24 protein-coding genes and 1 tRNA gene are annotated in these 23,429 nt (G+C 35.7%); 5 read left to right on the top strand and 20 right to left on the bottom strand.

Features of this window, described 5'->3' with window-relative positions:
- Positions 1–7: 7 nt before the first annotated feature.
- Positions 8–1,480 carry an APC family permease gene (locus AC3B5D_RS05150; protein WP_489841072.1) on the bottom strand — a complete coding sequence of 491 codons (1,473 nt, stop codon included), beginning with the start codon at positions 1,478–1,480 and terminating at the stop codon, positions 8–10.
- 401 nt (positions 1,481–1,881) lie between these two features.
- Positions 1,882–2,895 carry a catabolite control protein A gene (gene ccpA / locus AC3B5D_RS05155; RefSeq protein WP_489841071.1) on the bottom strand — a complete coding sequence of 338 codons (1,014 nt, stop codon included), beginning with the start codon at positions 2,893–2,895 and terminating at the stop codon, positions 1,882–1,884.
- A 258-nt stretch (positions 2,896–3,153) separates the two neighbouring features.
- Here ccpA and AC3B5D_RS05160 point away from each other — a divergent pair, with 258 nt between their 5' ends.
- Positions 3,154–4,254, top strand: coding sequence for a M24 family metallopeptidase (locus AC3B5D_RS05160; protein ID WP_489841070.1), 1,101 nt, complete (start codon positions 3,154–3,156; stop codon positions 4,252–4,254).
- A gap of 73 nt (positions 4,255–4,327) precedes the next feature.
- Here AC3B5D_RS05160 and AC3B5D_RS05165 read toward each other — a convergent pair whose 3' ends face one another.
- The 9 genes from AC3B5D_RS05165 to AC3B5D_RS05205 all read right to left on the bottom strand — a co-directional run bounded on the left by AC3B5D_RS05165 (position 4,328) and on the right by AC3B5D_RS05205 (position 12,574).
- Complete coding sequence (locus AC3B5D_RS05165) at positions 4,328–4,912, bottom strand: ATP synthase subunit B family protein (RefSeq protein WP_489841069.1); 585 nt, start codon at positions 4,910–4,912, stop codon at positions 4,328–4,330.
- A gap of 31 nt (positions 4,913–4,943) precedes the next feature.
- Positions 4,944–5,339, bottom strand: coding sequence for a DUF948 domain-containing protein (locus AC3B5D_RS05170; RefSeq protein WP_489841068.1), 396 nt, complete (start codon positions 5,337–5,339; stop codon positions 4,944–4,946).
- A 117-nt stretch (positions 5,340–5,456) separates the two neighbouring features.
- Positions 5,457–7,274, bottom strand: coding sequence for an oligoendopeptidase F (gene pepF / locus AC3B5D_RS05175; RefSeq protein WP_489841067.1), 1,818 nt, complete (start codon positions 7,272–7,274; stop codon positions 5,457–5,459).
- Positions 7,275–7,371: 97 nt separating this feature from the next.
- The gene (locus AC3B5D_RS05180) at positions 7,372–8,394 is read right to left on the bottom strand and encodes a competence protein CoiA (protein WP_489841066.1); all 1,023 of its coding nucleotides are present in this window, start codon (positions 8,392–8,394) and stop codon (positions 7,372–7,374) included.
- Positions 8,395–8,538: 144 nt separating this feature from the next.
- Complete coding sequence (locus AC3B5D_RS05185; protein WP_489841065.1) at positions 8,539–9,309, bottom strand: adaptor protein MecA; 771 nt, start codon at positions 9,307–9,309, stop codon at positions 8,539–8,541.
- A 274-nt stretch (positions 9,310–9,583) separates the two neighbouring features.
- Positions 9,584–9,982, bottom strand: a complete 399-nt coding sequence (gene spx, locus AC3B5D_RS05190) for a transcriptional regulator Spx (protein WP_489841064.1) — start codon at positions 9,980–9,982, stop codon at positions 9,584–9,586.
- Positions 9,983–10,154: 172 nt separating this feature from the next.
- On the bottom strand, positions 10,155–11,252 hold the full coding sequence (locus AC3B5D_RS05195; RefSeq protein ID WP_489841063.1) for a toxic anion resistance protein: 1,098 nt from the start codon (positions 11,250–11,252) through the stop codon (positions 10,155–10,157).
- Positions 11,245–12,021 carry a 5-bromo-4-chloroindolyl phosphate hydrolysis family protein gene (locus AC3B5D_RS05200; protein ID WP_489841062.1) on the bottom strand — a complete coding sequence of 259 codons (777 nt, stop codon included), beginning with the start codon at positions 12,019–12,021 and terminating at the stop codon, positions 11,245–11,247. The genes AC3B5D_RS05195 and AC3B5D_RS05200 overlap by 8 nt, the downstream gene beginning before the upstream one ends.
- Positions 12,022–12,109: 88 nt before the next feature.
- Positions 12,110–12,574, bottom strand: a complete 465-nt coding sequence (locus AC3B5D_RS05205; protein WP_489841061.1) for a phosphate-starvation-inducible PsiE family protein — start codon at positions 12,572–12,574, stop codon at positions 12,110–12,112.
- A gap of 949 nt (positions 12,575–13,523) precedes the next feature.
- On the opposite strand from AC3B5D_RS05205, the gene AC3B5D_RS05210 reads away from it, so the two are divergent.
- Together AC3B5D_RS05210 and AC3B5D_RS05215 are read left to right on the top strand one after the other, a co-directional pair.
- A complete protein-coding gene (locus tag AC3B5D_RS05210) occupies positions 13,524–13,901 on the top strand; it encodes a PH domain-containing protein (RefSeq protein WP_489841060.1) in 378 nt (125 codons plus the stop codon).
- 526 nt (positions 13,902–14,427) lie between these two features.
- A complete protein-coding gene (locus AC3B5D_RS05215) occupies positions 14,428–14,733 on the top strand; it encodes a tyrosine-type recombinase/integrase (RefSeq protein WP_489841059.1) in 306 nt (101 codons plus the stop codon).
- A gap of 155 nt (positions 14,734–14,888) precedes the next feature.
- On the opposite strand, the gene AC3B5D_RS05220 is transcribed toward AC3B5D_RS05215, so the two are convergent.
- The 5 genes from AC3B5D_RS05220 to AC3B5D_RS05240 all read right to left on the bottom strand — a co-directional run bounded on the left by AC3B5D_RS05220 (position 14,889) and on the right by AC3B5D_RS05240 (position 17,391).
- Positions 14,889–14,972, bottom strand: a tRNA-Leu gene (locus AC3B5D_RS05220).
- A gap of 57 nt (positions 14,973–15,029) precedes the next feature.
- Positions 15,030–15,536, bottom strand: a complete 507-nt coding sequence (locus tag AC3B5D_RS05225) for an antibiotic biosynthesis monooxygenase family protein (RefSeq protein ID WP_489841058.1) — start codon at positions 15,534–15,536, stop codon at positions 15,030–15,032.
- 92 nt (positions 15,537–15,628) lie between these two features.
- Positions 15,629–16,357, bottom strand: coding sequence for a CPBP family intramembrane glutamic endopeptidase (locus tag AC3B5D_RS05230; RefSeq protein ID WP_489841057.1), 729 nt, complete (start codon positions 16,355–16,357; stop codon positions 15,629–15,631).
- Entirely contained in the window at positions 16,344–16,550 is a 207-nt protein-coding gene (locus AC3B5D_RS05235) for a hypothetical protein (RefSeq protein ID WP_489841056.1), read from the bottom strand. The genes AC3B5D_RS05230 and AC3B5D_RS05235 overlap by 14 nt, the downstream gene beginning before the upstream one ends.
- A 1-nt stretch (position 16,551) precedes the next feature.
- The gene (locus tag AC3B5D_RS05240) at positions 16,552–17,391 is read right to left on the bottom strand and encodes a Cof-type HAD-IIB family hydrolase (protein ID WP_489841055.1); all 840 of its coding nucleotides are present in this window, start codon (positions 17,389–17,391) and stop codon (positions 16,552–16,554) included.
- Between the two features lie 188 nt (positions 17,392–17,579).
- On the opposite strand from AC3B5D_RS05240, the gene mscL reads away from it, so the two are divergent.
- Together mscL and AC3B5D_RS05250 are read left to right on the top strand one after the other, a co-directional pair.
- Positions 17,580–17,972, top strand: a complete 393-nt coding sequence (gene mscL, locus AC3B5D_RS05245; protein ID WP_489841054.1) for a large conductance mechanosensitive channel protein MscL — start codon at positions 17,580–17,582, stop codon at positions 17,970–17,972.
- A 240-nt stretch (positions 17,973–18,212) separates the two neighbouring features.
- Positions 18,213–18,848, top strand: a complete 636-nt coding sequence (locus tag AC3B5D_RS05250) for a deoxynucleoside kinase (protein ID WP_489841053.1) — start codon at positions 18,213–18,215, stop codon at positions 18,846–18,848.
- Positions 18,849–18,894: 46 nt separating this feature from the next.
- Here the strand turns inward: AC3B5D_RS05250 and AC3B5D_RS05255 are convergent, their stop codons facing one another.
- The 4 genes from AC3B5D_RS05255 to AC3B5D_RS05270 all read right to left on the bottom strand — a co-directional run bounded on the left by AC3B5D_RS05255 (position 18,895) and on the right by AC3B5D_RS05270 (position 23,294).
- Complete coding sequence (locus AC3B5D_RS05255) at positions 18,895–20,292, bottom strand: C40 family peptidase (protein WP_489841052.1); 1,398 nt, start codon at positions 20,290–20,292, stop codon at positions 18,895–18,897.
- A 212-nt stretch (positions 20,293–20,504) separates the two neighbouring features.
- Positions 20,505–22,010, bottom strand: a complete 1,506-nt coding sequence (gene glpK / locus AC3B5D_RS05260; RefSeq protein ID WP_489841051.1) for a glycerol kinase GlpK — start codon at positions 22,008–22,010, stop codon at positions 20,505–20,507.
- 115 nt (positions 22,011–22,125) lie between these two features.
- Positions 22,126–22,338, bottom strand: coding sequence for a 2-hydroxymuconate tautomerase (gene thmT / locus AC3B5D_RS05265; protein WP_489841190.1), 213 nt, complete (start codon positions 22,336–22,338; stop codon positions 22,126–22,128).
- Positions 22,335–23,294 (bottom strand): YitT family protein, encoded by a 960-nt coding sequence (locus AC3B5D_RS05270; RefSeq protein WP_489841050.1) that lies wholly within the window; start codon positions 23,292–23,294, stop codon positions 22,335–22,337. The genes thmT and AC3B5D_RS05270 overlap by 4 nt, the downstream gene beginning before the upstream one ends.
- Between the last annotated feature and the right edge of the window lie 135 nt (positions 23,295–23,429).

Below are 23,429 nucleotides of genomic sequence, written 5' to 3' on the forward strand. Positions count from 1 at the left end.
ACAATATTTACTCTTTTGATTCACTTCGTAATACCGAATGCTTAGCACCATAAGCAAAGTACACAATGATACCGATAATAAACCAAATCAATGCATAAATCTTTGCCTCAATGCTAAGTCCCCAGAAGACCCAGACTGATAAAATAGCACCAATTGCTGGTGTAACTGGATACCCAGGCATCTTAAAGCCTGCTTCTGGCAAGTCTTTCCCTTCACGCTTATGCAGTGCATACATTGCCAACGAAACAAAAATAAACGCGATCAATGTTCCTGCTGAGATCAATTCTGATAAGAATGAGAATGGGAAAAATGAGCCAACAATAACAGCAACAATCGTCAAAACTAGTAAGCCACGATTTGGTAGTCCCTTCTCTGCAGTAACTTTTCCTAACCACTTTGGCAACATACCATCACGACCAAATGAATAAAGTAAGCGCGAACCAGCCATCATCATACCAATCAAGGCAGTTACCATTCCCACAACGGCAATCGTTGAAACTGTCGCAGCAATAATTGGATGACCAGACTCACGTAGAGCCCAACCGACTGGCTCAGCATTGTTAACATACTTTGTGTATTTAAACATACCAACAAGTACCAATGAAACACCAACAAACAAGACAACAGCAATTAACAATGAACCCAAAATACCACGTGGCATTGTTTTTTGTGGATTAACCGCTTCAGCAGAATTTGATGCAATCGAATCAAAACCGATGTATGCCAAGAAGATTCCTGACACACCTGCCCAAATTCCTTGGAAACCACCCATTGTTGCGCCATGAGGATTGTATGCAGGCACAAATGGTGAATAATTTTGTGGATGAATGGCTGTTAAACCAACAACAATAAATAGCAAAACGGCCAATACCTTAATCACAACAAGTATCACTTCAACACGTGAAGCTTCATGGACACCGTGTGATAGCAACCAAGCCACCAATATAATAGCTACGAAAGCAACAATATCAACAACACCACCTTTTGGTCCACTAACTGATGAGGACCAACCAAACATCGAGTGCGTATCAAGCGCTCCTGATAAAGCAGGTGGTAAGTTAATACCAATTTGTGAAATCAAACCTCTAAAGTTTGCAGATAATCCAGAACCAACAAAGGCAACCGCAATAATATACTCTGCTAGCAATGCCCAACCGGCAACCCAACCAAATCCTTCACCAAATAAAACATTGATCCATGAATAGGCTGAACCAGCAACTGGTAACGTTGATGCCATCTCTGCATATGCCAATGCCACAAATCCAGCAACAACCGCTGCTAGTAAGAATGAAAATACCACTCCTGGTCCAGCATATTTAGCTGCCACAACACCAGGCAATGTAAAAATCGCTGTTGAGACAATCGTTCCAACACCCAACGCCAAAAAATCCTTAGTATGCAAAATACGTGGCATTTCTGCGTCTTTACTAATATATGTCGAAGCATCCTCACGCTCCATAAACTTTGACCATAGCCCCATATAAAATTCTCCTAACTTGGGCGATGCTATCAACCATGATACTTTTGAATCTCGTTCCATCACTTAACAATTTAAGTGTTAAAAATAGATTAAGATAGCACCTACTTAATAAATTTAATAGATTGGTGTACTGTTGTGATCTAATTAATAATTTCAGAGTGATAAATAGTTAATAATGGCTCAACAACAAATTCACAACCAATATTTTTAATGATACCGCGTTAGTTGTAAAAGTCAATATTTTTCTAATTTTTCTATCATTTACTTAGCAGGAAACTTTATAAATCAAACATTTAAAAATGAAAGAAGGCTGAGACATAGATTTTTAAATCACACAAAAAGTCGAGACTATCTTTATAGACAATCCCGACTTTTCAGATGAAATATACTGACTCTTCTGATTATTTATTTTGTTCAGTTGTTGAGCCACGATCAACATAACCGTGTGGTAGCACAATATTATTAACCGCCAACTCTTCATGGTTCATTAATTTTGTCAACATTCGCATAGCGACCGCACCAATATCGTAAATCGGTTGTGTTATTGAAGATAACTGTGGGCGTGTAATGACCGTAACCTTTGAGTCATTACCAGTAATAATTTCAAAATCTTCTGGTACATTGACACCAGCATCAGTCAAACCATTGATCAAACCTGCTGCCATTTCATCATTAACAACGATGGCTGCTGTTGCCTGTGAATCCTTAACTGCTTTAGCTAATTGATAACCCGATTGATAATCATAGTTTCCTTGGAAGACAAGTTGGTCATCATAAGAAACTCCATAAGCTGCTAATGCATCTTGATAACCTGGTAATTTATGTGCTTTATTCATATAGTGATCAAGGTCACCCGTAATGAAAGCAATCTTTTGATGACCAGCTTTCAACAATCGTGTCGTCGCATCACTCACTGCTGAACGATATTCAATATTAACTGATGGCTGTTCTCCAAATTCGTCCAACAGACCTGCTAAGACAACTGGTACATCCGCCTTTTTTAATTCATCACGAATATCATCATTTAAAATATTGCCCATAAAGACAATACCATCAACTTGCTTACCCAGTAGATTTTCAATCACTTGAATTTCTTTCGTATTAGATTCATCAGAATTTGCTAAAATAATTTGATAATGATACATAGCCGCCACATCATCAATCCCACGAGCCAATTCAGCAAAATAATGATTTGTCACATCTGGAATCACAACACCAATCGTCGTTGTACGACGCGATGCTAGCCCACGAGCCACTGCATTCGGCCGATAACCTAATTTGGCGATGACCGCATTAACTTTTTCTTTTGTTTCCGTTTTCACATTGGCATTGCCGTTTACAACACGTGAAACAGTGGCCATTGATACTTTTGCTTCACGAGCCACATCGTAAATTGTCACAGTTTGTTTATCCATTACTATTCTCCTATAAATACAAATTTTTACTCAAGCCCCGCTTATTAGGTAATTTACGCTCTTTTTCAACAAGAAGGATTGATATTCGTTTATGATAACGCTTACAATGTGATTGTAACATGTTTTCATAATTTGTTTCATCATTTAATAATAATTTCACACAATGATTAATTGTAACATAACTTTTTACCATTGATAGGCAATTTTTAAAAATGAGCGTACAATTAATCGTATATTCATTTAAAGGAGATTTTTTTAATGACAGATAAACTTTCGTCAATCCAAACTTGGTTAGAAGAGCAACAATTAGATGTTGCTTACTTCTCAGATTTTCATTCAATTGCTTACTTAACAGGATTTAATTCTGATCCAATTGAACGCGTGCTTGCGTTAGTTGTCTTTCCACAAGGCGAACCCTTTATTTTTGCCCCTGCTTTGGAAGTGGAAGCCGTTAAGAACACTGGTTGGACACATCCCGTTTATGGTTATCAAGATCAGGAAAATCCATGGGCATTAATTGGTCAACATATCCATGCACATACAAAACACACTGAAAAGTGGGCTGTCGAACAAGAACAATTAACTTTGCAACGTGCCTCATTGATTCAAACTGCGATGCCAGAAGTCAAGTTTATTGGTAACTTATCACCATTAATGACAAATCTTCATCTTATTAAAACACCTGATGAAATAGTGAAATTACATAAGGCAGGTGAGGATGCAGACCGTGCTTTTGAATTTGCTTTTAATGCACTACAGACGGGTGTTTCTGAGTTACAAGTGATGGCCAAATTAGAATACGATTTAAAATCTTCGGGTGTCGTTGGTATGTCATTCGATACACTTGTCCAATTTGGCGCACATGCGGCTGAGCCACACGGTGACACAAGTGCCAACACACTAAAGTCTGGTGATTTAGCCTTATTTGATCTTGGTACGATTTACGAAGGTTATGTTTCTGATGCCACACGTACGGTTGCTTTCCAATCAGTATCTGACCACCAAAGAGATATCTACAATATTGTCTTAGAAGCTGAATTAGCTGCTCAAGATGCTGCAAAACCAGGCATGACTGCAGGAGAATTAGATAGTGTTGCACGTGATATTATTACCAAAGCCGGTTATGGTGAATACTTCGTTCATCGTCTTGGCCATGGTATGGGATCATCTGTTCATGAATCAATTCAAATTGCGCAAGGTAATGACTTGATTTTACAACCTGGTATGTCGTTCTCTATCGAACCTGGTATTTATATTCCTGGCGATTTAGGTATTCGTATCGAAGATTCAGTCATTATGACAGAATCTGGTGTTGATCCATATACTCATTCTTCTAAAGAATTACGTATCATTGACTAGGTCATAGTAACTAAAAAACGTTAGTGCTGACAAACTAATTTTGTCGGCACTAACGTTTTTTATATTTGTCATACTACTCTTCTTCAGAGAGACCTTTTTTATCAGTCTCTGATAAGCCCTCTGTCGGTTCCAAAACTTCTGGTGTAATAGCTGGTGTTTCTAGGTCTTCAAATGTTTCAGCTGCAACTGCATCATCAGTTGCTGAGAGAATAATGTCCTCTGTTGTGCCTTCATCATCACCCTTGACTTGATCTTTTAGATCTTGTGCTTTTGCTTTTGCCTGATCAGTTAGATCTTGTGCTTGGTTACGCAAATCTTCAGCCTTTGCTTGGGCTGAAGCTAATAATTCATCTGCCTTTGCTCGTAAGTCAGCTGATTTCTCTTCTGCTGATTCTTTAAAGTCAGCAACTTTTGTATCAAAAGCATATGTCTTGTCAGACACAAAATCATCTGCCTTATCACGGACAGAAGCAACAGCATCGGTCGCAGCGTAACTATAGTCGACAACTTTATCACGAACATCTGCGACTGTTTCATCAAACTTTGCTTTTAAATCCGCTTGTTGTTCTACAGTAAGCATCTTGTAATAACCATATCCTGCTGCAGCAACAAAACTACCAAATGCAACACCTGCAAAAAATCCCTTTGTTTTTGACATGAAAATATCCTCCTATTTCACAATCTCATCACTATTTCGTTGGCTGTGTCTTTTTTGCGTGCCGCCGATTTTTTCTAGCAGCATTTGCAGAAAATAGTGCTGATGCGACTTTTGTTTTTTTAGAGTTAGACGAACCTTTAACTTTATCAGTTAAGTTATGCGTTGCATCATTTAATTCTGATACTGATGTCCCCAAATCAGCAATTGCTTGGAATGCTGGATCAATTGTTGCAATTTTACCATTAACATCATCTAACAACGTGTCAACATTGGCAAGAATATCATTTGCCTCACGTGCGATAATATCAACATCTTTTGTAACAACACCTAATGTTTGCGTTAATCTTACTAAAAACAACCCAATAAATAGAACTAATAATAATGCAGCAATTGCTAATATTATTAGAGCAATTTGTCCACCTGACATATATTCCCTCCTAATCACTTACTAAGTCTTATTTTAACGTTTTATAAGCTTGCTGGCAATTGTAATGATTTTCAAGATAATTGTATATGACTATATATCATATGTAATCTAAGCTGACTATTTATCCAGTGCTAGTTCATTAACTAGTTGTTCAAATTCATTCAATCGACTTTCAAAGACCTTAAAAGTTTCTCGCAAATAATCTGGCTTTGTCATGTCAACACCTGCTTTTTTCATAACGTCAATTGGAAAGGCTGATGCACCTGCCTTAAGATAATCCTTATAGGCGTTCACAGCTGGTGCACCTTCGTGCAAAATTTTATCTGCTAATGCAGTTGCTGCTGCAAAACCAGTACTATATTGGAACACATAGAAATTATAATAGAAATGAGGAATACGTTCCCACTCATGAGCAATTTCTTCATCTGGTGTTAACGCTGCACCATAATAACGTTGATTAAGCTGGCCATAAGCCTCATTTAATATATCCGCAGTTAATGGGGTTCCTGCAGCATCAGTTTCATGCATCCATTGCTCAAATTCCGCAAATTGCGTTTGGCGGAATAGCGTACCTTTAACACCATCTAAATACTGATTTAAAACATAAGCCTTTAGTTTTTTATCACTAACCGTACGTAATAAATAATCGGTTAACAAATTTTCATTCGTTGTTGAAGCAATTTCAGCTAAGAAAATTGGATAATCACCATATTGATAAGGTTGATTAGATCGTGTCAAATATGAATGAACTGAATGACCCATCTCATGTACTAAGGTACTTAAATTGTTCAAGTTATCCACCCAATTTAATAATATAAACGGATTAGTATCATAGGAACCACCAGAATATGCACCTGAACGTTTGCCTTTATTCTCAATAATATCAATCCAACGATTATCAAATGCTTTTTGGACAATATCCAAATAATCCTGTCCTAACGGCGCCAATGCTTTTAATGCCTCAGCTTGTGCACTTGGATAATCAATATCATAATCTGGTTCGCCCAAAATGGGTGTATATAAATCATAAGAATGTAACTCGGTTAGACCTAATAATCGCTTACGCAGTGCCATATAACGTTGTAACAAAGGCAACGCTTTATTCACTTCTGCCACTAAAGTATCATAGACCACTTCTGGCACATTATTAGCAGCCAATGCCGCTTGTCGCGCCGAATCATAATGATGTACTTGTGCCATATAATTATGACCCTTAACGTGACTACCAATTAATGATGCAAACGTATTATCTAATGCCATATATGAAGCGTAGAATGTTTTGAAAGCATTTTCTCGAACTGTCGGATTAACTGATTCTAATAATCTAGAATAAACACCATCTGAAAGTGTTTCTAACTCACCTTCATCATTTTCAACTGCTCCAAATTGTATATCAGCATTATCTAACATGCCAAAAGCGCGTTCTGAAGCACCAAATATATCACCAGCCGCTGCTAGTAATTTTTCTTCCGATTCAGGTAAAACATGTCCCTTTTGTGTCAAAATATCTTCAAAATAATGCTTATAGTTAGACAATCTTGGCTCAGCTTTAAAATAACTTGCTAGCTCAGTGTCAGTTAGTGATAATACAGCAGGATCAAAAAATGAAATGGCAGCTGACACCTTCGCTGCTAGAGTTTCAGCTTTGTTACTCATCCCTTGATAAAAGCCATTCGCTGTATCTTGATCAGACTTCATTGATGCATAAACATATAGTTTTTCCAAATCACGCATTAATCCTAATCCGTACTGTAATGCAGTATACAAATCAGTACCTGATTTTGTTGCATTTTTTGCAAAAAAATCCGCATTTTCTAGACGTTCTGCTAGTTCGTTAAAGGCATCTTGCCAATCACTATCAGTTGCATAAATTGTGCTAAGATTCCATGTCATCGATTCAGGTAACTCATCTCGTAAAGGTAATTCTTTTGCCATTATTTTCCCTCATTTCAGTCTAATATATTGTTCATTCTACCATAGTTTTTTATGTCTTTAACGCTTGTTCATTATCTTATTTCGTCAGTTAATATGATTAGGTGATATCTTTTGATAATGCCAGCAATTTATCTTGATAATTTTTAAACCATTTTACCGGACGAACTAACGTCACAAAATCGCCAGACTGCCAAATAATTTTAGCATCTGACCAATCATTGATCACTCGTTGAAGCCATAAATGTTGGAGCGTTAACAATCTTAAACAACCAAACTGCTGCCAATCTTTGGTATGTAGTACGCCCAATAAAGTATTTAGCGATTGTGGTCCTGTTTCTAATAATATAATGAATTGTACCAACACATACCATTGGGGTATTTTAAGACCACCAGGTAATGGTTGCACTGGATGACAAATCCAAGGTATACCAACGACACAACGATTCATTTGATATAGTTGATTTTGAAGTGGTCGAATTGACGATCTTGCTTGCAAAACAAGTTGTTGTATTTTTAATAGTTGTTGCATTCGATTATCACCAACAGAAATTTGTGATAAATAGCCTTTGCCATCGAGCTGCCACCATGATTTTCGATAAAGGCTATCTTTTTGATTCCAAAAAGCAATCTGTAACTTATTTTGATAAATGAAGGCAAACTTAGCCATTGTACTAGCTTGCAATCGTTTTTCTTGATAGGTTTGACCAAGTACCCAAACGACTTGTAAATGTAACTGACGATATCCATTTGTCCGTTGACGCACCCGTTTTATTGTAATTGGTGCACATTGAAATTCAATCACTGTCCATTTGTGACCTTTTCTGACCATAAGATCTGGTCGTTGTTTAATCTCTTGTAACCAAGGTTCTAATTTAACTTCATCATAGCGCTCATGAAAGTATTGAAATAGTGCTAGTTTCCCTTGTAAATGTGTCACCGTTTCTCCTTCAGCACTAACTTGACAATTTTTAAGGTGCACATGCGCAAAATGTGTTAATTTTGTCTTTCCCCTTTTAAGTTGGACAATTTCAGTACAACCTGGACAGTAATACCTTTCTGACACGTTAGCATCTGATGCTTTAACTAATTCATTTGTCCCATATTTCTTTGCAATAAACATTGTTACCCTCCAAATATAAGGACGCATTTCATCATTATTGTGTTAAAAAATACTAAAATATGAAGAGGCCGTGAATCTACCAAACTAAAAATGGTTAGATTCACGACCTCTATTACTGATAATGGATTGATGTTCTGACGACAATTATTTAAAATACATCAATATTTTATTTAATGCATCATCGTCGAAAATAATTTGACCATGTTCAATTAAAACTTCAGCAGAAATTTGTGAAATATTTGCAAACTCACGCCCAATAGCTGCTAAGTCTTTCATATTATATTCATCTTGCAAAAGATGTCCATCAATTCCTAAAATATAATAAAATTGACCGTGATATTTAATTAACTTCGTATTAAAAGCAAATTCTTGTTTTTGAATTAACAGTGAAAATTGAATAATATTTTCAAAATTATCAAATTGTAAAACAAGCTCTTGATTATCTACACTACCAGCAGATAGTAGCTTATCAACAACTTGACTTACTTTTTTAGAAGTACTAACATCCTTGACTTCCGGTTGCTTTAAGCGTGGTGATTCAGGCTGACTTGATTCACTCTTTTTATCATTGGCAAGAAGTTTATCCAATAAGTCGTCTGACACTTCATCATTTGCTTCACTTGTATCGCGCTTACCAAGAACTGAATTCAACATGCCTTCCATCATCGTTTTATCATCAATATTTTTAGAAATAAATAATTCTAACCCGTTACGATTTGGCAATACTTGGAAAGTCACAGCCTCATTATCTGCAAAATCACCTGCAACATCAACTTCTTCTAAAATACTATAGAAAAATTCTTCAATTTCTTCTTGGTTGCCCAGCAAATCAACAATTGAAATACTTCGCTCTGCTAAATCATCATTTGTCACCACAACGCGAATCGTATCATCATTTATTCGTTCCATTTCCATAATGGGCACCCCTTTCCTCTCAACTAAAATATGAGAATTTGTTTCAATACTTTATTATAACAAATTCTTGTTTTATTAGTCGAATACATTATATAAAAATAAGCTGAGGCAACAATACCTGCCTCAGCTCGCTACGTCTCAAACATCACATCATGTGATCAATTTGAGAAACACGTATCATGTATGAAAGGTCTAAATTCTTTTAATCAGCCAAATTAAAAAACCTTTCATCTTACTTTTTCATTATTAATGATTTTAATCTGATAAATTTTGTTTACAAATTGACCATAGCTGTCACACGAGCCAACTCTGCTTGACGCATTTCATGAGGTAAGAAACGACGAATTTCATCTTCATTATAACCAACCTGCATACGTTTTTCATCCATAATCAAAGGGCGTTTTAGCAAAGCTGGTTGCTTATGCAACAAATTAATCAAATTACTCAATGACATGTCATCCAACTTAATATTTAACTCTGTGAATAATTTTGACCTTGTTGAAATAATCTCTTCAGTACCATCCTCAGTCATCCGCAGAATATTCTTAATTTCGTTTCGTGTCAATGGCTCTTTAAAAATATTTCGTTCCTGATAAGAAATATGATTCTCTTCAAGCCATGCACGTGCTTTGCGGCATGAGGTACAACTAGGTGATGTATATAACGTTACCATAATGGGCCTCCTCTCGGCACTACATGATACGACTATTCATACTACTGTTCCTTATATTGTCCATTATAACGGTATCACATCTAACATGTAACCCTTTTATGTCATTTTTTTGTAATAATTTTCAAAAAAATGAGTTATCACACCGCACTTTTTGTCATTGAAACAATGTATCCTAACTCTCGCTAGCCATTGCTAATAGTTTTTGCCTTAATTCATTTTCCATCACTTTCATTTGTTGTTCAGCAGAAGCCCGTTTTTCACGTCCCTCTTTTTGAATCGTCATTGTCTCTTCAATTGTTTGGATTAATTGATCCTGTGTATGCTGTAATGTCTCAATATCCACAATACCTCGCTCATTTTCTGCCGCAGCTTCAATTGTATTTTGTTTAAGCATGTCTGCATTTGATGTCAATAGTTGGTTAGTTGTATCTGATACTGCCCGTTGAGCCGTTACAGCCTTTTTCTGTTTTAACAAAGTTAATGCCACTGTTACTTGATTCTTCCATAGTGGAATGGCTGTATGGATGGACGTCTGTATTTTTTCTGTTAACACTTGATTAGTCGTTTGAATTAATCGAATTTGTGGTGCTTGCTGAAGCGCCATTTGTTGGGTCAGCTTTAAATCATTAACACGCTTTTCTAGGCGTTGTTTAAATTGCACGAGATCTTGTACCTGTTGTGTTAACACCGCATCATTAGCATCCTCTGCTCGACTCTCTAAAGTTGGTAGCTCTCTTTTTTCGATATCTGTTAATTTCATCTCAGCACCTGCAATGTGCACATTTAGCCGCTGAAAAAAAGCCATATTTTCTGCATAAAGATTGTCTAACATTTGATTATCAGAAAGCAACTCATTTTGATAGTCCTGTAATTTAGCCGAAACAGTATCGATCTGGGCACCAATTTTTTGATATTTCGCAGTTAATTCATAAATTGATTTTTGCATATTTTTGAAAATTCTTGCAAAAAAGCCTTGTTTAACAGGTGCTAATTCGGCTGGTTTTGCCTGCGACAAGTTTGTCATTAATTCTGTTAAAGTATCACCAATTGGACCAATATCCTGCGCTTGTACCTTATTTAAAACGCTCTGTGAAAAATCAGTTAATTCTTTTTGGGTATCTGCACCATACGTCACAATTGAATCCATTCGGTTAACATCTAATTGTTGTGCTAATCTTAAAGCCTCTGATCTTTCTTTAGCAGTTAAATCATTTAGTGGTTGCGACTGCTTTTGTTGTAAATTATCTGCTGATTCTAGTTTTTCACTCATGATCATCCCCCAATGTCTGTTTCGCTGTATTCATCCGCATGTTTAAATTGTCCATATCTTCACGTATTATTAATTGATAATCTTCATGAATTTTTACAATTAAATTGCGGATCAACTGGCGTGCCTCCTTTAATTGTTTTTTATCATAATCACTAATAACGGAATGATTTGCAATGCTAACATAACTTACCAATAGTTCTTCTAAATCAGGTAAGTGGCGATAAGCAAATTCGTCAACAGTTGTTAACTGGGTCGGATGATCTGCTAACTCTTGTAAAATACCATTGATAAATGTTGTGACTTTTGTTTCAACACCTATTCGTCGTAATCCAACCGTTTCCTGTAATAGATTTTCAATATGTTTAGTTGATTTTTTTAATCTTTTAAAAGTTGCCTTGAAGAATCGCAAATCCCGTCTTGTTAACTTACTTGTATTAATTTTATATATCGGTTGATAGGTTATTTGTTGCAATTTTGTGTGTGGTATGAACAATAACTGTTGTGACACAACCAGCAAACCAACAAATATGCTCTGTGTTAATAGCCCCAGTGACGGCATACTTATCACAAATAAGACCAACGTAACCGGCAATACCCATCGTATAACTTGCTTTGTTGGCGTAAATATTGCCGCAATGCTACCTAGCAAAAGCCACAAACTAGCAGCTATATCATGACTAAGTAGTAACCCTATCAGAAAAAATAACCAAAAGACCAACCACTTAACTTGACGTTGCATCTTTTTTGGCATTTTGTCTAAGTTAATCATTTACATGCCTCCAACATATTGCAATAACACCAGTGCAACTTAGTAACAACCAATTTTGATAAAAGAATCAAATTATAAATACTGCTATCTAGTTATCTTCAGATTTAGATTGATGATTTTCAGCAAAGATAACTTCTTCCCTCGCTTCTTTGTGCTGTAAATCTGCTAAATAACGACGCGACCATCTATAAGCAATAAGTACCAGTATCATGATGGCAATCGAAATAGATTGAATCAATATCCCCATCGTGTCATCGTGATATACTAACAAATTTCGTAACATGGCCGTAATACCAATATACATAAAATTTTGCAGAGAAATATGTTTCTGCAAAAAATACTCTTGCGTTAAGACAATAAATTCAAAAAACAAAAAAGTTTCTAAAATCAATCGTGCAATTCGATAAAAATTTTTTGCAAGGTCTGCCTGCCAAACCATCTGTATTAAAATCCACAAATCTTTGATAAAAAAGCCAAACATAATAATTCCCAAAGCAAGCATACCAACACCTAACAAAATATTGTAACCTTTTTCAAGATGCTTTTGTCCCATCTAATTTCCTCCATTTATCTATTAATTTAATAGTACCAAACCCTCATGTTAAGTGATAGTTTTTTAATTTTATTCATTATAATTATTTGAACATTCGTCGTAAATGCTACAAAAGTGCTACAAACGCAAAATAAAAGATTTTTAGAGCTTTTCGGTGTCTGTCATGATTTTCCTTTTTTCTTGATATAATTTGTGAACTTTGCAATTATACCCTACAAATTTGAAAGGAGGTTCGTAATGAAACCCGACTCTTACACGACATAATGCTTACAATTGAGTCTGCTGAGCGGTCAATAATGGTAAGGATTACAATCGATGTCTGAATTCATTCTTCCTCTGTTTTACAAAAATGTTTCCTTGAAGAAACGTATTTTGTGTTAACTTATCTCAATCATAAAGTTCATCTAGTATTCGTTTCTTATCTTTTTTGTTGAGCTGTTTTCTTTGTTCTTCAATTGTTGTTGCTGTTATGAGTAACCTCCTGACTTATTTTATTTTTAGATATAATAATATTGAATAATTATTTTTTGTTTACTAATCTGATTAATAGAGCTGTTATTTCTTATATTTACTTTCATCATTGCCACAATTGGGGATATTATTTGTTTGACCGGGTTATTAATCCAGTATCATCAGTATCTAAATTCAAAACCAAAATTAAAAGTTTCTTTCATTAATCAGAATGTTCATCCAAATAGATGGACTAAAATAAACATTGAAAACTTCATTTCAAACAATATGAGTTCAGTTTCTTTTACAAAATCATGTAAAATAATTGTGGATCAAGTTAATATTGAAAATACATCAGGCCAAGCCATTACGATATCAAACCCCAAAGAATCAGATTTATATTTTTAGGATAATGAATATAGAGCAGCTTTTCCTCATTTTAGTTACATATATATTACGTGCAGACAGGATTCACGTTAAAAGCTTGAGGAGCAATGCAATGGAACTACTTAACGGATTATTAGGTAATGCCACTAAGGTTTCAAATGAAAGTGTCCGTTCAGAAATTGAACCACTACTTATTACTGATGAAGTGGTCGAACATTCATATAAACTTGTACGTGATTTGGTTATTTTTACTGACAAGCGACTTATCATTGTTGATAAACAAGGCATCACTGCTACTAAGGTTGAATACAAATCAGTAATTTATCATTCAATTTCTAAGTTTTCAATTGAAACTGCTGGACATCTTGATTTGGATGGCGAAATTAAGATTTGGATTTCTGGGCAAGCTGAGCCTTCTGAAAAGTTAGAATTCAGAAAAGGCGAAGCTTTAACAGATGTTCAACGTTTGCTTGCCGAAAAAGTCCTATAATTTGTGTATTACTAATAATATATTTAAAACTATCCATTAGGATAGTGTACATACGTTTTATAATAATTCACACTAAGAGTTTAAAGCGTATTTTACAAATTAATATTTGTAACAATTATTGCTGCTCTTAATTACTTTGAAAGTAACATTCTTAAATAAAGAGGTAGTTATCATGTTTTTATTTGGAATAATCGGCTTTATTGCATTGCTTTTCATTATTTTATATCAATTAATTGACTTTCAACTTGAAAATAAGTAGCCTTACGTTTAAGGAAAGGATGGTTAGACCGTTCGCTTGATGCGATGGTATCACATTCGGGTTATTAAATTGGAAGTCAAGAAGCTGTTGCTACTTGGCTTCTTTTTTTATTTAAAACACGCACACCCCACTGGCAAACTAGAAGTGTACGTACATTCATATTAACAAGGCTTGGGAACAGGTTGAAGGAATAGTTAAAAAAACTAAAACACAATCGTCAAATAGAAAAATATCTATCCCTATTTCACTCATTAAACAATATATTGCTTGGAAACGCCCAAAAAGAGCGACAGACTTCGTTTTTGGTATGCCGAGACAATTACTAATGCAGCCGTAAATAAACGTTTAAAAGTGGCTTTACAAACAATTAAATCACCTAAAATGATTACCTTTCATGGACTACGACACACACATGCAAGTTGGTTACTTTCGCATGGTGTTGATGTTCAATATGTTTCTGCAAGACTTGGTCATAAATCAGTTGCTATGACGTTGAGAGTTTATACACACATGTTAGATAATTTGAAGAATGAAGAGGAAAATAAATCAGTTGATTTACTAGAAAAATTATAACTTTGACGTAGTAAATACGTAGTAAATCATTTACGAAATGGTGGTATTTTATGGTTAAAAAAATAGACTTTCTGTAAACAACAACAAACCCTATCATACCAACGATTTAAGCCGATATAATAGGGTTTATAACAAATTATTAAATTTGTCCAGAGTGCCATCGACAGGAATCGAACCTGCACGAGATTAATCTCACACCGACCTGAACGGTGCGCGTCTGCCAGTTCCGCCACGATGGCATACCCACTCACAACATAATTCACTATATCAGAAATTAATGCGATTGGGTAGCTAATTTAAACATTTTGTTTTGAGAAAGCTGCAAAACTCAATTGCTTTCTGTGTAAATTGTACTGACTGTTTTCATAGCGATGCATTGGAAAATCGTCAGAAACTTGCCAATCGGTCCAATTTTGCTTTAACCGCCATGTTGATAAGATAACTAATTCATGACTGTTATTGGTTCTTTGTAAAACATATGAACTAATAAATCCAGGTGTTTCAACGTCTAAACGGCTTGCATTGTAACGTCGCAAAAAGTTATCTCTTTCTAAGTCATTCAACGTAATGAATGTAAAACTCATCCAACCACGTAATTCATCTGTCTCACCATGGCTAGAAATAATTTCATAACTTGTTGGCACAGCAAAGATAGATGTCTTGCTGGAAGTTTTTTCTAACAATTCATATTTTTGTTGGTCAGAATCATCACGCATTAATAACAATTCACGATCTAAATTTTGATTTCTAACATTTTGCAATACGGCTCGTGAGCCAAAAGTTTCATGTAAGTACTCTGTCATTCGAATATCCCCCGTTTACAGTCGTATGCCATAACATCTATATGTCTATTATAGCTTTATTAACTAAAAAATATACTAAAAGGAAAAATTTTTTATGCTCCTAAAGCGATACTAATTAAACCAATCGCAGCAATACTATTATTTAACATATGTGTTGCCATAGAATATTGAATCTGTTTGGTTTTCTTATATACAATGGCTAAAGAAATTCCCATCAATGAATACTGAATAAAAGCAAATATTTGGAAGTCTTGAAAGACATGGAAATAACCGAACAAGACACCGGAAATTATCACATTTAACCACCATGGACCATCTTTAAAAAAGTAATTCAATACAATGCCACGAAAAATCAATTCCTCAACTAAGGGGGCAACAAATACAGCTAAAACAATAACAAAAATTAAAGCAGCGCCACCCTTACGTGCCATTTCTTCTAATGAGGCTTGATTATTTGCAGTAATCTGCTGATGCGTAATAAGTAATTGTAAAATAACTGTTACCATTCCTGCGCCAATAATCATGGCATAGCCATAGCCAATCCAAGCGACCTTATTAGCACGAAATGGATGTAATGCCGTTTTAGGTGATTTTTTTTTAACAGCATAGCCTAATATACATACAGTTATCACTGTTAAAATAACAATAACCACTAACATCACAACAATACCAATCGGACTATTTTTACTAAGATGTAACCCATTGACAACACCTTGCTTACTATACGTACTGCCTAACTGAATCAAAAAATCAAGTATAACACCAACAACCAACCAAATTGCCCCTACCATCAGCGTCCCAATTTGTTCAATCTTCTTCATCTTCGTCCTCTCGATCTTTTGGTTGCAAAGCTAATGCTAGTACTGTCATCAATATCGTTGCAAGAATAAACATTATGAATAATCCCAAACCAATGACCCATATTGGCCATTTTGCCACTTTAGCAAACCACACAAAACCAACAAATACGATAACGACAATAACACTCGCCCCAATTTGGATAGCAAAACGCATACTATGATTCACCCTCCAATACAAATCGATCTAATATTTCTGCAATAGCACCTTCATTATTTGTCCGTGTTGTGATAAATTTTGCAGCATCCTTTATCATTGGAATGCCATTAGCAACACTAACACCTAGGCCAACGGCATTAATCATTTTTAAATCATTATTATTATCACCAGCCGCAATAATTTCAGATGGCTGAATACCTAATTTTTGACCAAGTAATCGTGTTGCAGAGCCTTTATCAACACCTTTCAGATTAAATTCAACATATCGACCTGATGAATAAGTTGCTTCAACACTATCTACTCCAACCGCAGTGATAACAGCATCATAAATTTGCTCACGCATTTTTTTATTAGCACTTTCAAAAATTACTTTCATAATCGGCTGCTCAGCATCTAAAAATGATAAATCATCATCTATGATTTTTTCATAATGAACACCTCGTGTTGCCATATATGTTTTATCTGATTCATTAATATCGTAAATAAATAATTTATCTACTGTATAAATGTGAACGTCGACCTGATGATTTAAATAACCTGCCCGAAATATTTTTTTGGCTAAAGACGTTGGCATATTTTGAGTCATCAAAACTTGATTATTCTTATTTTCAATAATGGCCGCACCATTATATGAAATAACATATTGACCTTGCTTATCAAATAAATTTAACGCTTTTAACATTTGTTGCACTGATTCAAATGATCGACCAGTATTTGGTACAAATTTAAACCCTTTTGCGACTGCCTGTTGTATGGCACGGATATTTTCTGGATGAATTGTACCGTCATCATTTAGAAATGTTTCATCTAAATCAGATACTAGCATTTTATAACTCATAACTCTCTCTTTCTCTCGCATGTATTTCCTATATTTTAACAGAAATATGTTCAAAAAAATGATGTAACTAATAATTATCTGCCAGACAGCAAATTTTGTTTAAAAATTCCTATTATCACTCACTTATATTTTGACTTAATCAACTTGCTATGTCATATTTATTACAATAATAATAAAGGAGATAGTATATGCGTAGTTTTATAAATGAATTTCGTGATTTCATTATGCGGGGTAACGTGATGGATTTAGCAGTTGCGTTCATTATGGGTGCTGCTTTCCAAACTGTTGTTAAGTCCGTTGTTAACGATCTCATCATGCCGCTAATAGGTATTATTACTGGTTCAATTTCATTTTCAAATATTGTTTGGCATGTGGGCTCAGCCAACATTAAAATAGGATCATTTATTGGCACATTGATCACTTTCATTCTAACAAGTTTTGCCGTATTCCTAATTATCAAAGCTATTCGTAAAGCACAATCGCTCACTAAAAAGAGCGAAGAAGAGGAAGACATTGCGCCTGAAACAGAATTAGTCGTACTACAAGAAATTCGTGATGCATTAAATGAAAAAAAGCATTAGTTCCTGTTGAACAACATCAAATTATTCATCACGTAAACTAATCACATAATAGAAATTAATTTATTTTAAGAACGCTCTTGTATCAACATTTAACTGAACAAGTACGTTCTTTTTATTTTGTCAAGACGTTGAATTTATTTATTATATTGGCTAATATAGTTATCAGCTGATAAGCTCACTCATGTACTTAATAAGATGAGTATTTGGAGAAAATATAATCCTGAAGGAAGAAGGACTACCATGGTGATTATCACAGCTGGTATGATCGGTGTTGGGAAAACCACACTAACTGATTTAATTGCAAAGCACCTTAAAACACAAGCCTTTTTCGAACCCGTTGGTGAAAATCCTGTGTTGCCACTATATTATGCAGATCCTAAACAATACGGATTTTTGCTACAAATTTACTTTTTAAATAAACGTTTTGCTATGATAAAGAAAGCTTTATCAGATGACAATAACGTTCTAGATCGTTCAATTTATGAAGACGCTCTATTTACACAAGAAAATCACCGCGAAGGTAATATTTCAGATGCTGAATTAAATGTTTACATGACATTATTGAAAAATATGATGTCAGAAATTCAAACAATGAAAAAAGGCCGCCCAGATCTCATGGTGTTTGCTGACGCAGATTTTGACACAATTCTTTATCGTATTAAAAAACGTGGTCGTGATTATGAACAATTTGAAGATAACGCTGAATTACGTCAATATTATTTCAAAATGTGGTCTGCTTATCAAAAGTGGTATGAAGAGTATAATGCTTCACCAAAAATGAAAATTGATTTACAAACCTATGATCTTGAAAATAAAAATAGTCAAAAAATTGTTTTAGACCAAATCGATGCACGCTTAGCAACTTTATCTAAATAAACATAAAAAGGGTTTCAGCTTTTAACTGAAATCCCTTTTTTGTAGATTAAAATGATATACTGTATGATCCAATAAAATTAGGCAATACAGTCGTATTATCGAGATTAGCAATCTGAACTTGCTGCCCTGGTTCAGAAGCAATAACATATTGACCATTACCAATATAAACCGCAACTTGCCATGTCGCACCATGACCACCCCAGAAAAGTAAGTCACCTGGCTGTGCTGTGGCAACAATGTCTGCATTACTTTGCACATCATGTGTTGTCATATAGGCTTCTTCAGCAATCGTATAGGCAGGAATCGTCACGCCAGCCGCATGATAGGCTTGTGCAACTAGCCCAGAACAATCTAGCCCTGATAGTGATTTACCACCCCATACATACGGAATATTTTGTGATGCGTATCTGGTAGCTGCGGTCACAATCGCGTTTCGTTGAGTTTGTGTCAATGCCGTTGTCTGAGATTTATGTAAATTAGTCGTCTCAGCACTATTCGCCGTGTTATTTGTTACCGTTGATGCCCGATTTTGCATAACATCAGAAGATGGTAAAGCACTTAGTACAACATCTCCATTTGTCATAGTTGTTGCTCTCGTTGCATCATTTGTTGCTGATGCAGTCGTCGCAAGTTGTTGCTTCGTTACTGGCGATTGAGCATGAAATACAGCTGATTTTGCAACTGTTGCGGTGTTCTCAACAGATTGTTGTACAAATTGTGTCGCATCTTCCGTTGTTTGTGTGGCAACAGTATTATTTGTAGCAGACGCCGTCGTCGTACCATCCTGTGCAGCTCCCGAAACAGATGTCGTACTATTATTATAAGTTGCCTCACCATTCGGTACATAAAGTGACTGTCCAATTTGCAACATATTTGTATCAGCATCTGGGTTCGCCGCTTGTAAATCAGCAATAGAAACACCATTCGCTGCCGCAACTTTTGCTAAAGTGTCACCATCTTGAATAGTATAAACACTTGTCGCATCAGACTGTGAGCTTGCACTGTTAGCTTCTGAAACAACGGCATCTTCGGCTGGTGTTGTTGATGCATCCGTTTCAGAATCATCATAATATGAGTTTGTCTGTTCTTGTTGACTAGATGAAACTAACGCATTAGCCATCGCTTGAGAAGCGACCACGTTTAAATCAATATTTGCCTTTTTTACTTGTGTTTTCACAGTCTTAACTGTTAGTAAAGCTGATTTTTTGGTCCTTTTTTCTCGAATAACATCTGATTTTGTGGTTATTTGATTCGATTTTTGACCATTTGTCACTTCTTTAACAAATGTTGCAATACTATCTAAATGGGTGACATGCGCTGAATCAGGGGATACATTAACTGCATCTCTGACAGTTGCTTGTACTACTGGTACTTGAGTTGTAGCAACAACGCCCAATGCACCTACAATGCCAGTAGCAATTACCTTCGTTGAAACCTCTCCCATAGGCACAACTCCTTCCAAATTCTGATTGTTAACCAAAATTTAAATACCCAAACACCAGCCTATATTTAAACTTTATTTAACATTTATATCATACCTTAAATTTCTTTTATTTTTTAGGGGAACGTATGTTCTTTTTTTTATATTTAAAAAAAGCAAATTTCGAAGAAAATCAAAATTTGCATGATAAACCATATTATTTCCTACGATTCAGTTTAATTTACTGGAAATAGTCTTGTCGCCTTGACTGCTCGTTGCCAACCTTGATACGATTCTTGAATCTGTTTTTGTTGGTCACCCATTGGTGATTTCAATTCAAGATGGCTGTTTTCTGGTAAATGAGCGATATCTTCCCAAAAACCAACACCTAACCCGGCTAAATAAGCCGCCCCTAAAGCCGTTGTTTCCAATTGTTCTGGTCGCTTAACTGGCTTATTAATTAAATCTGCCTGGAATTGATGTAAGTAATCATTTGCTGCAACGCCACCATCAATAACCAAATTTTTCACTTCAATGCCCGTATCATCCTGCATGGCATCAAGAACGTCTCGCGTTTGATATGCGATGGACTCCAACGTTGCGCGTACAAAATCACCCTTACTTGTTGCTCTCGTCAGTCCAAACATTGCACCTCTGGCATTTTGATCCCAATAAGGAGCACCTAAACCAGTAAAGGCGGGCACCAGATAAATAGGTTCCGGATGTTGCTCACGAGCAATAGTTGCCAACGCTGCTGTTTCTTTTGCATTTTTAATTAGTTGTAAACCATCTCGTAACCACTGAATGGCTGCTCCGGCAATAAAAACTGAACCCTCAAAGGCGTAAGTTACTTGACCATTGATACTATATGCAATTGTTGTTAAAAGGCCATTTTTTGAAACGGGTATATCTTGACCCGTATTCATGACAATAAATGATCCCGTGCCATATGTATTTTTTACATCGCCCTGATTAAAAGCTTTATGTCCAATTAACGCTGCCTGCTGATCACCCGCAATACCAGCAATTGGTACTTGAATACCAAAAAAAGCATAATCTGCTGTATAACCAAATATACCTGATGAATCTCGAACATCTGGCAACATTGTTTCTGGAATATGGAATTTATCTAATAAGTCGTGATCCCATTGCTTTGTATGAATATTAAACAACATCGTTCGTGATGCATTTGAGTAGTCTGTTGCGTGCACTTGCCCATTTGTTAACTTATATAATAACCAGGTGTCCACAGTTCCAAATAATAAATCTCCTTGTTCTGCACGTTCTCGTGCACCAGGTACATTATCCAGTAACCACATAATTTTCGTTGCTGAAAAATAGGCATCGACCCATAAACCAGTTTTATCATAGATATAATTAGTTAACCCTGCTGCTTTTAAATCTTCTGCGATATGATCACTTTGTTTAGATTGCCAAACAACCGCTGGTGCGATTGGCTCTCCAGTCAAGCGATCCCAGATGATTGTCGTTTCACGCTGATTAGTCAAACCGATACTAGCTACTTTATAAGGCGGTATATTTGCCTTAATGACGACTTCTGCAATGACTTGACGTGCATCTTCCCAAATCGTGTTTGCATCATGCTCGACCCAACCTGGTTTGTTAAAAATCTGCGGTAACTCTTTTTGTGCTGTGGCAATTACCTGCCCCGCTTTATCAAACAACATTGCGCGCGTGCTTGTTGTGCCTTGATCCAGCGCCATTATGTATTGCTCAACCATCTATCTTTATCGCTCCTACTATTATTTTTTCACAATCAAACGATGATTGCGCCCCTCATTAATTAAGATAAAAAAAAGATGAAACATTATCTGTTCCATCTTCCATTGTACGAAATTATTTCTCAGAACGCAAAACGCCACCATCCATAAAACGATTTGGTTGCATTTCATTGACGACAACTTTAACATTCTCTCGTGGTACACCGATATGTTTTTCAATGGCAGTCGTCACGTCTGTCATCATTGCTCTCAACTGCTCATCACTACGGCCTGCAACTAAATCAATATGAACCAATGGCATTTTATTATTCCTCGTTAACTTTCTTATTTGTCTAAGTCAATCTTATCAGCTTCTTCACTGATATTCAACGCATCTGTAATTTGTGCCTTTGCTGCTGTACGTTCACGTCGAATTTGTGATTGTAAATCTTCATTCCAAAAATTATTAGAAACTTCCACTGTACTAACAATATTAATAAATGCATTAACATCAACGGACTTAACTAAATTTTGCATTTCAGTTAATTCATAACGTGACAATACCATCATTAATGTTGTATTTGGTTCCTGCGTAAAAGCACCTCGCGATGGTAAAACTGTGATACCACGAATTAATGCTTCCTGTAGGGCTTTAATCACTTCATCAGGATGATTTGTCACAATAAATGCTGTTAACTTTTGATGACGTGTATGAATAGCGTCCACAGATACTGAAGTTGCATAGATACCAATAATCGTATACATCGCATTTTGCCAACCAATAAAAGCACCCGCAACAACAACGATGAAAACATTAATAATCATATTGATCGTCCCAATTGACTTGCCAGTTGTCTTCTGGACGATCATGGCAACTATATCCATACCACCTGTCGAAAAGCCCATTTTGAACGTTAAGCCAATTGATATTCCCAATAGCAAACCACCAAAAAGCCCTGCTAAAATTGGTTCATGTGTCACTAGTGACGTTTTGGGCAAAACAATTTGCATAAATGAAGCGGCGAAATTATTCAAGAAAGACAAGATTGTAAACTCTCGTCCGGCATATATCCAACCAGCAATCGCCAACGGAATATTCGTTGCCATAATAATCGCACCAACTTCAACATGCAGGCCAAAAACAGAATCAAAAAACAAGCTAATCAGTTGCGCCACACCATTGAATCCACCTGAAAAGATGTTGTTAGGAATGAAAAAGTTATTCATTGAAATAGCTACTAAGACGGCGGCTAATATAAACACAATCGCCTTCATACTATACTCACGTATCCGTGCCGTTGTCACAACATCTGCCTCCTATCTAAACCAAAATCATTTTTCTATTATCACACAAAAAATCGTAATATTCCAGATAGAAAAATAATTTTGCTAATTTTTTAAAATTAATCATTACATAACAGCCACGCATTGATAATCCAT

The sequence above is a fragment of the Weissella sp. ESL1177 genome (assembly GCF_058107185.1).